Source organism: Xenorhabdus sp. IM139775 (assembly GCF_028598745.1).
Lineage (GTDB): Bacteria > Pseudomonadota > Gammaproteobacteria > Enterobacterales > Enterobacteriaceae > Xenorhabdus.
In genome coordinates, this window is record NZ_JAQRFK010000040.1 from 21,875 (window position 1) to 30,540 (window position 8,666).

Genomic DNA, 8,666 nt, shown 5'->3' on the forward strand with positions numbered 1-8,666 from the left:
ATGCCGCCGTTGGCAGGGATAACTGTCAAACAGATTTAGATGGGTCGTTAGCTCAGTCGGTAGAGCAGTTGACTTTTAATCAATTGGTCGCAGGTTCGAATCCTGCACGACCCACCATCTAAATTCTCACCTCAGACACACCTTAGATGGGTCGTTAGCTCAGTCGGTAGAGCAGTTGACTTTTAATCAATTGGTCGCAGGTTCGAATCCTGCACGACCCACCATCTAAACTCTCACCTCAGACACACCTTAGATGAATCGTTAGCTCAGTCGGTAGAGCAGTTGATTTTTAATCAATTGGTCGCAGGTTCGAGCCGAGCAAAGCGAGACAACGATGCGAAAGCATTGCTTAGATAACTCTTTAATCCAATCGCTGGAGTAATAACTTAATAAGTTGATTACTGGTTTCACATTTTTTCCTTATCGTTTTTAAAATCTTTAAAATATCTAAAGACTTTTTTCTTTGAATTCGCTATCTTGTTTAGTATGAAAAACAATATTGGGTGAAATAGCCTGCATGCCTTATAATTTCACGTTTATTGTATTGATATACTAAACACTATTTATGGTAAGGATAAGAAAGCATGGATTTTTTCGACATTGATAACATATTAGTACACATACCATTAGGAACAGGCGGCTATAACCTTTCATATATTGAAGCGATAGGCACGATAGCGGGTTTGTTATGTATCTGGCTCGCGAGTCAGGAGAAAATCATTAATTACCTATTTGGGTTAATTAATGTCTCACTGTTTGCTGTCATCTTCTTTCAAATTCAACTCTACGCCAGCCTCATTCTGCAAATCTTTTTCTTCGCCGCCAATATCTATGGTTGGTTTGCATGGAGCCGAATCAATGAGCAAAAACAAATAGCGCTTAAAATTCGTTGGCTCAGTCTTAAACAGATGGTGATTGTTGCCGTGATTTCTATCTTTGCCATACTGGTGATGACATTTAATATCGACCAAATATTTGGTTATATGGCAAAAGCGGCGGTGCTTGTTCTACAGGGAATGGGGAGTAATATTACCCTGCCTGATTTACAGCCTGATGCTTTCCCCTTCTGGGATTCTGTGATGACCGTATTATCCATAGTGGCAATGATATTGATGACGCGGAAGCATGTAGAAAACTGGCTGATTTGGGTCATCATTGATGTTATCAGTGTCGTGATTTACTATCATCAAGGTGTCTTGGCGATGTCGCTGCAATATATTATCTTGACAGGTATTGCCCTGAATGGTACCCGTTTGTGGATCAACGCGGCTAAACATGATGGGCTAAACGCAACGGACAGTGATCAAAAGGCAATGTAAATTAAAATTGATTATTGGCCATAGATAATTAACCTATCTGTGGCCTGTTACTGACTATTTTGCCGCAAAATATTCTTTTCTTATGAATCTATTTATCTGAATTAACGGTATTTTTACATTAAACGGTATTTCCTATAAAAAAATATCCTATTTTTACTCACAAAGATTATTTACAGCACAACGCCTAACAGTTAGATTGAGATCACAAAATTATTTTCACATAACGGTAAACACAATAGGTGAAAGGATAATGAATTACCAGAATGACGATATAAGAATAAGAAAAATAACAGAATTATTGCCACCAGTTGCATTACTCGAAAAATTTCCGGCGACAGAAGATAGTGCTATTACGGTGAGTAAGGCACGTGAATCTATTCATAATATTTTAATTGGTGAAGATGATCGTCTACTGGTAGTGATTGGCCCCTGTTCAATTCATGACCCACAAGCGGCATTAGAATATGCAGGGCGTTTGAATAAATTACGTGAAGAGTTGCAAGCCGATTTGGAAATCGTCATGCGGGTTTATTTTGAAAAACCCCGCACAACCATAGGCTGGAAAGGGCTGATTAACGATCCAAATATGGATTGCAGTTTTGATATCAACGATGGATTACGTACTGCCCGCAGATTATTACTCGATATTAATAATATGGGGCTACCTGCGGCGGGTGAATTCCTTGATATGATTTCCCCCCAATATCTGGCCGATCTCATGAGCTGGGGCGCGATAGGAGCACGTACAACAGAATCTCAGGTTCATCGAGAATTGGCATCTGGCCTGTCTTGTCCGGTGGGCTTCAAAAATGGCACGGATGGAACCATCAAAGTCGCTATTGATGCGATTAGCTCAGCCAGCTCATCGCACTGTTTCTTATCTGTCACGAAATGGGGCCATTCCGCGATTGTGAATACCACCGGTAACCAAGATTGCCATATTATTCTGCGTGGTGGCAAAGAGCCTAATTACAGCGCCAAACATGTCAGTGAGGTTAAAGAAGGGCTGGAGAAAGCAGGCTTGGCTCCCCGTGTGATGATTGATTTCAGCCATGCAAACAGCGCGAAGCAATTTAAAAGGCAAATGGATGTCGGCGTGGATGTCTGCGGTCAGGTTGCCGGCGGCGAAAATGCGATCTTCGGTGTTATGGTTGAAAGCCATCTGGTTGAAGGGAATCAAAGTCTGGAGAGTGGTCAGCCTTTGGTTTATGGTCAGAGTGTGACAGACGGCTGTATTGGTTGGGAAGATACAGAAACATTACTGCGTCAGTTATCTCAGGCTGTCCAGAGCCGCAGAAGCTAATTTATCGCAAAAACATAATAAAAAGCCGGCAATTCAAATCAATCCGGCTTTTTAACACGCTTTTCTTTTTGACTTACGCGATCCTTAAGGATTACTTCGCCTTACCCTGATTGGCTACTGCCGCCGCTTTTGCCGCGATTTCATCAGCATTGCCCAGATAGTAGTGTTTGATAGGTTTCATGTTTTCATCAAACTCATAAACCAGTGGTACAGCCGTTGGGATATTCAGCTCAAGAATTTCTTCTTCGCTCATGTTATCCAAATACTTCACTAAGGCACGCAGGGAGTTACCGTGAGCGGCAATAATGACTTTCTCGCCTTTTGTGACGCGCGGTTTGATAACTTCTTCCCAATAAGGCACAACACGCTCAATCGTAGTAGCAAGACTTTCAGTTGCCGGAAGTTCTTCGGGTTGCAGATTTGCGTAACGAGGATCGTGGCCCGGGTAACGCTCATCATCTTTGGTTAAATCAGGAGGAGTAATCGCGAAGCCACGGCGCCACAATTTAACTTGATCATCACCATATTTAGCTGCGGTTTCTGCTTTGTCCAGACCTTGCAATGCGCCATAGTGACGTTCATTCAGTTTCCAGCTTTTCTCAACGGGCAGCCATTGCTGATCAACTTGGTCAAGAATATTCCACAAAGTGTGAATGGCACGTTTTAAAACGGAAGTGTAGGCGAAATCAAAAGCAAAACCTTCTTCTTTCAACAGTTGGCCGGCTTGTTGTGCTTCAGAGCGGCCTTTGTCAGACAATTCAACATCAGTCCAGCCAGTAAAACGGTTCTCTTTGTTCCACTCACTCTCTCCGTGCCTTACAAGAACCAGTTTAGTTACAGCCATAGCTTAAACTCCTATCAGTACTTTTTAATCCAAAATGAAAAGATCGCTGCGGGCATTATATGGCGCGATAGACCAAAACGGCAAACAATAGTCTCGCATCTCCTGTTTTAAATCATGTTTGGTGATAATTACGGCGATCACCTATCTGGAAGGGCTGAGGAGATAGCAGGTGGTAGCAGGTAAATAAAATCGCAGGGCGTTGATGATCTGAACTGTCCCCGATACGCAGGGAGACAATTCAGATCAAATGGAATTTACTTTAGTGCATGACGGCCAATTTTATTGGATAGGTGAAAAACAGCAGGTGCATCAGGTTGAGTGAAAAATGGACAGCCACCGCGACCCATAAACGACCACTCCACAGCCACGCCAAACCATAAATTAACCCAGCCAGTGTAGCGAAAATCATCAGTAAACTACCGCCGGCAAAATGGGCAGCGCCAAAAAGCAGGGAGGTAATGACAAGGGCTAAATAAGGATTCATCCATTGACTTAACTTCTGCTGAATATAGCCACGAAACAGCGCTTCTTCCGCCAAAGAGACGAAGAACAGATTTGCGATGACAAAAGCAGGTAACCAATTAGGTAAATGAAGCTCAACGGACAATCCGCCCAATACTGTTGCAAGCCCCAAAAGTGCCGGAATGGTTGCGATCAAAAATGCCCATCCGTGAGGAGGTGCCTCAACCAACGGTTTTCGGGTGAATAAAGTCGGCATACAGAGTATCAGGATGAATGGCAGCAATGCCTTGTCAAAGTTGAAATACATTGAAAAAGGCGCACTGAGCGGGCCGACCTGCACTTTATCCAGATATTTGAGATTATGAAACCCTGGAATGTAATGTATAAACAGCAAAATACCACCAGTGAGTAATAACAACTCTGTGATGATTCTGAGAACGCGATTTTTTTGGCAATAAATGTGTGCCACGCCTAAAAGCGTCATTACTGACAGTGTGATTATAGCGGGATAAGTCAGTATGTTAGTGCTGATCCCTGCAATGATAGCGAAGAGCGCAATGAAAAAAGCAATTTTTTGGCGGCGATCTAAAAGCGCCAATGAAACGGCAAGAAATGCCCAAGCCATATAATTCCCTATTATCTTTGGAAAAAACAATGAAATAGTCTAAAAATAGGCGGTGATTTTATAGTAATAGTTAAGAAATTCAAAAATAATAATAAACATATCAAAAAATATTCCCCTCTATCAAAAGGGGAATCACAATAAGATCATGGACGAGAAGATGGCAGCGATTTTAAGGAAACGTTCTCGGTTTCATACCGATAAATACCACCGTCAGGAATAAATCGCAGGCGATGAGTAATGCACTCTGGCGCATCTTCCTGATGATGAGAAACAAACAGAAGCTGCGTGTCACCATGAGAAATCATGATGTCAATGAAGCGCAGGACTAACTGGCGGTTCAGGGGATCAAGCCCTTGCAAGGGTTCATCCAGAATCAATAAAGCGGGATGTTTCACCAGCGCGCGGGCAATCAAAACCAGTCGTTGCTGCCCCCATGACAAACTGTGAAAGGGGCTAATTGCCGTTGATCCCGATAACCCCAATAAATCCAGCCATTCATCGGCTAATTGGTGTTGCCGATCTGAAACCGCCTGATAAAGCCCTATTGAATCGAAAAAACCTGAAAGGATAACATTTCGAACATTGGTGCTGACACGATATTCCAGATGAATACGATTACTGACATAACCAATGTGACGTTTAATGTCCCAAATCGTTTCTCCGCTTCCCCGTTGACGGCCAAATAAGATTAACTCATTGCTGTAACCTTGGGGGTGATCACCGATAATCAGGTTAAGCAGTGTCGATTTTCCGGCACCATTTTCACCGATAATCTGCCAGTGTTCATTAGGATTTACCTGCCAGCTCAGGCCATGCAAAATGGGTTGGTCATTGTATTGGACAACCACATTACGCATGGATACCAACGGTTGGTCAGCCGGAAGTTGCTGATCAGAACAGTATTCATCCGTTTCGGGCAGATGAATATTTTTCAGGTTTTCACTGTGTGCCAACTGCGCCACAAGCGATTCGGCCAAAATGTGCGCTTTTTTTCCGGCCAGCGTCAGGTGACAATCCGCCAAGACACCGACTTGTTCGACAAAATCAGGAATTTCATGGAATCGGGTTAAGACCAAAACGAGAGTAATGCCTTTTGTAGCCAACGTACTCAATAATTGGGAAAGTTGTTCTCGTGCATAAGGATCTAAGCCATCAAAAGGCTCATCAAGGATCAGCAGGTCAGGGTTTGCCATCAATGCCTGACACAGCAGAACCTTACACACTTCTCCGGTTGAGAGGTATTTGAATCGTCGTGAGAGCAAGTCCTTAATGCCAAAATACTCACTTAATTCAAGGCATAACTCATTGTCTTTACGGTGAAGTTGAATGATATCTGCGGCAGTGCGCCCGGTGTCCTCTTCTCCCTCACTGAGCAAATCGGTATTGTTGCGCAGCCATTCTTCATCAACCAGTTTTTGCAACTGTTCGAAAGACAGGCGGATTGGTGAGTGAAACGAGCAATGACGTTCACCTGCCAGTTGAATTAATTCATCCGACAGTGCACGAGCCAGCGAAGATTTTCCACTGCCGTTTGCGCCAACAAAGGCCCAGCTTTCCCCAGAAATGATTTTCAGTGACGGTAGCCGTAGGGTACGAGTGTCACTTAAACGGAAACTCGCTTGCGTTATTTGCAACTCAGACATTCTTCTTCCTTTTTAAGCAACATTAACCAAAGGATCACCAGAAATAAGCCGAATAATGTGTAATGTCAATGTGTCGCTGTAGTCTTTGGACATCACACTGATCCCCGATTTCACCGGACTAAACAGCACTTTCTTATCAACATCCTCACGATATTCCTCAGGAGCCTGAAAAGAGAATGGCTTCCTTTGACAGGATATTAGAGCATTGAGGATGTATTTTATCTATCTTTCGCTCAGTAGTATCCCAAACAGCTTAACTTCCGTTCAATCTAAGCTTTTACTTCATTAAAACTTCTTTATATGCATAATATTAGTTTTTATTATAGAACTTATAAATTTTATAATTGACTCTTAAAACATATATCTTTATATATTTAATGATAAATTATTAACATTAATCCTTTACTAATAGCTTATTAAAATTTCTATAAGCAATAACAGAAAAGTTCTAAATTTAGTTACTTTTGTTCAAATAGTAATTAAATAGTAGTGATTTTTATTCTTGTTTTTAATAAAAGCGTTAATAATACAAGAGATAATATCATGGCTCAAGCACCTAAACCCCAACAAAGCTTAAAAATTGATTTTCAGGGTAAAGACATTTCCTAAGGAACAAATCTTTTTATAACAGCTACTTATACTGGAGATAGTACCCATAAAGTGGCTAAAACTAACAGTATTTCACTTAAAACTAACAGTCAAATTACAAATGTGGAAATAACTAAGTATCAGGATGATAAAAGACAACCAGTCGTTGATGTTACGAATAATAAGATAATGGATTATTTTCTTGTTAAAGTAAAAGATTCCTCAGATACTTCTAATATTACTTTAACTGCCACAACAGATATTACTGGTTCTGCTAATAACGTTAATACTTATACGCAACATCAATATACAAAACAAGATATAGATCCAAAGTCTTTAATTCCTATAGTTGTAGGTAGTACTATTATTGAAGATTTTTCTCCAACTGCTGATGGATCTGTACCGGATAAAAGTCATGCCAATTTAAATGTATTGATATATCCAAGATTTAAGAATGGAGCCGCCATAAAAAATTGTCAGATTCCATTGCAGGTAGAAGGTATAGACTATACTCGTTTATATGCTGAAGGTGTAGAAATCTATCCTTTTAATGATAACATGTATTATGTTAATACTGACAATAATGGAGATGTTAATCTTAAGTTTTATGCAAGAAAACTAGCAAGTGGTTATGCAACAAAAGTAGCTATTTCTAATATGATGGATGATATTACAAGTTCATTACAAGAAAATTCTTTATTTATCACACAACCAATCATTCCATCTGATAATCTGGAAGCCCCTATAATTTCAAGTATAAATGGAAGTGAAGTTCCTCCTGCAGGAACTAATAAAAATTCCACTTTTGATGTTATGATACCTAAATCTACATTAATAACTTCAGTGCAGGTAAATGATACAAAACCAGTTAAAATCCCTATCGCATCTTCACTTTTAGATAATTTTGGTGTAGATGATGAAGGTAATCCAACACCTGTGTATATTTATTATATTTTTAATAAAGAAAAATATTCACAGAATTGGAAAGGGTTTCTTGATACAGCCTTATTAGGCTCCTGATTAAATCTTGGCTTATATTTTCACAATCCCATTTAGAGAGTTAAATGGGGTTACATTAACTAAATATTATTTATGAATTCAATAAGGATTAACTAATGACTAACCCTCTTAAAAAACCTATCTTGCCTCAAGAAGATGGCAATGGAATTATTGATGTTAGTTTAATGCAAAATGATTTTATGTTAATTGTGATTGACCATTTTGATACTGAAAAACCAAAGGAAAAAATAAACATATTATTAAATGACATTAAAGTTAAAATAGGCGATCTCTATATAGAGAACCCTATCCCTCCCAATATCCATATAACAATCCCATTTTCAAAAATACCTAACGGAGATTATAAACTTGTTTATACTGTAACTAATATTGGTAATGATGTTAGTTATTCTGAACCAACTTCTGTTAAAATAATCAATAATATTCCAAGCTTAAAAATTGATTTTCAGGGTAAAGATATTTTTCAAGGATCAAATCTTTTTATAACGGCTACTTATACTGGAGATAGTCTCCATAGAGTGGCTAAAACTAACAGTATTTCACTTAAAACGAACAGTCAAATTACAAATGTGGAAATAACTAAGTATGAGGATGATAAAAGACAACCAGTCGTTGATATTACTAATAATAAGATAATAGATTATTTTCTTGTTAAAGTAAAAAATTCCTCAGATACTTCTGATATTACTTTAACTGCCACAACAGATATTATTGGTTCCGTTAATAATGTTCGTACCTATAAACAACATCAATACACAAAACAAGATATAGATCCAAAGTCTTTAATTCCTATAGTTGTAGGTAGTACTATTATTGAGGATTTTTCTCCAACTGATGATGGATTTTTACCAGATAAAAGCCA

At 39.3% G+C, this 8,666-nt stretch carries 7 protein-coding genes and 3 tRNA genes; 7 read left to right on the forward strand and 3 right to left on the reverse strand.

All coding sequences use genetic code 11. The annotated features are described in order from the left end of the window. Positions 1 to 41: 41 nt before the first annotated feature. The 5 genes from PSI17_RS10060 (at position 42) to aroG (ending at position 2,622) form a co-directional block, all read left to right on the forward strand. Positions 42 to 117: transfer RNA gene (locus tag PSI17_RS10060), tRNA-Lys, on the forward strand. Positions 118 to 148: 31 nt separating this feature from the next. Continuing rightward, a tRNA-Lys gene (locus tag PSI17_RS10065) sits at positions 149 to 224 on the forward strand. A 34-nt stretch (positions 225 to 258) separates the two neighbouring features. Beyond that, a tRNA-Lys gene (locus tag PSI17_RS10070) sits at positions 259 to 328 on the forward strand. Positions 329 to 584: 256 nt separating this feature from the next. Beyond that, the gene (gene pnuC, locus PSI17_RS10075) at positions 585 to 1,319 is read left to right on the forward strand and encodes a nicotinamide riboside transporter PnuC (protein ID WP_273551869.1); all 735 of its coding nucleotides are present in this window, start codon (positions 585 to 587) and stop codon (positions 1,317 to 1,319) included. A 250-nt stretch (positions 1,320 to 1,569) separates the two neighbouring features. Continuing rightward, positions 1,570 to 2,622 carry a 3-deoxy-7-phosphoheptulonate synthase AroG gene (aroG, locus tag PSI17_RS10080; protein ID WP_273551870.1) on the forward strand — a complete coding sequence of 351 codons (1,053 nt, stop codon included), beginning with the start codon at positions 1,570 to 1,572 and terminating at the stop codon, positions 2,620 to 2,622. A gap of 91 nt (positions 2,623 to 2,713) precedes the next feature. Here the strand turns inward: aroG and gpmA are convergent, their stop codons facing one another. The 3 genes from gpmA to modF all read right to left on the reverse strand — a co-directional run bounded on the left by gpmA (position 2,714) and on the right by modF (position 6,196). Next, complete coding sequence (gene gpmA / locus PSI17_RS10085; RefSeq protein WP_273551871.1) at positions 2,714 to 3,466, reverse strand: 2,3-diphosphoglycerate-dependent phosphoglycerate mutase; 753 nt, start codon at positions 3,464 to 3,466, stop codon at positions 2,714 to 2,716. A 259-nt stretch (positions 3,467 to 3,725) separates the two neighbouring features. Beyond that, positions 3,726 to 4,553 carry a CPBP family intramembrane glutamic endopeptidase gene (locus PSI17_RS10090; RefSeq protein WP_273551872.1) on the reverse strand — a complete coding sequence of 276 codons (828 nt, stop codon included), beginning with the start codon at positions 4,551 to 4,553 and terminating at the stop codon, positions 3,726 to 3,728. A gap of 143 nt (positions 4,554 to 4,696) precedes the next feature. Continuing rightward, positions 4,697 to 6,196, reverse strand: a complete 1,500-nt coding sequence (modF, locus tag PSI17_RS10095) for a molybdate ABC transporter ATP-binding protein ModF (protein ID WP_273551873.1) — start codon at positions 6,194 to 6,196, stop codon at positions 4,697 to 4,699. A 660-nt stretch (positions 6,197 to 6,856) separates the two neighbouring features. Between modF and PSI17_RS10100 the strand changes: the two genes are divergently transcribed. Further along, positions 6,857 to 7,804, forward strand: coding sequence for a hypothetical protein (locus tag PSI17_RS10100; RefSeq protein WP_273551874.1), 948 nt, complete (start codon positions 6,857 to 6,859; stop codon positions 7,802 to 7,804). Between the two features lie 95 nt (positions 7,805 to 7,899). Next, the coding region (locus PSI17_RS10105; protein ID WP_443256020.1) for a hypothetical protein at positions 7,900 to 8,666 on the forward strand (767 nt) is incomplete at its 3' end.

Coding starts and splice junctions, on each gene's coding strand:
- pnuC (WP_273551869.1), top strand. CDS start 585: ATGGATTTTTTCGACATTGATAACATATTAGTACACATACCATTAGGA.
- aroG (WP_273551870.1), top strand. CDS start 1,570: ATGAATTACCAGAATGACGATATAAGAATAAGAAAAATAACAGAATTA.
- gpmA (WP_273551871.1), bottom strand. CDS start 3,466: ATGGCTGTAACTAAACTGGTTCTTGTAAGGCACGGAGAGAGTGAGTGG.
- PSI17_RS10090 (WP_273551872.1), bottom strand. CDS start 4,553: ATGGCTTGGGCATTTCTTGCCGTTTCATTGGCGCTTTTAGATCGCCGC.
- modF (WP_273551873.1), bottom strand. CDS start 6,196: ATGTCTGAGTTGCAAATAACGCAAGCGAGTTTCCGTTTAAGTGACACT.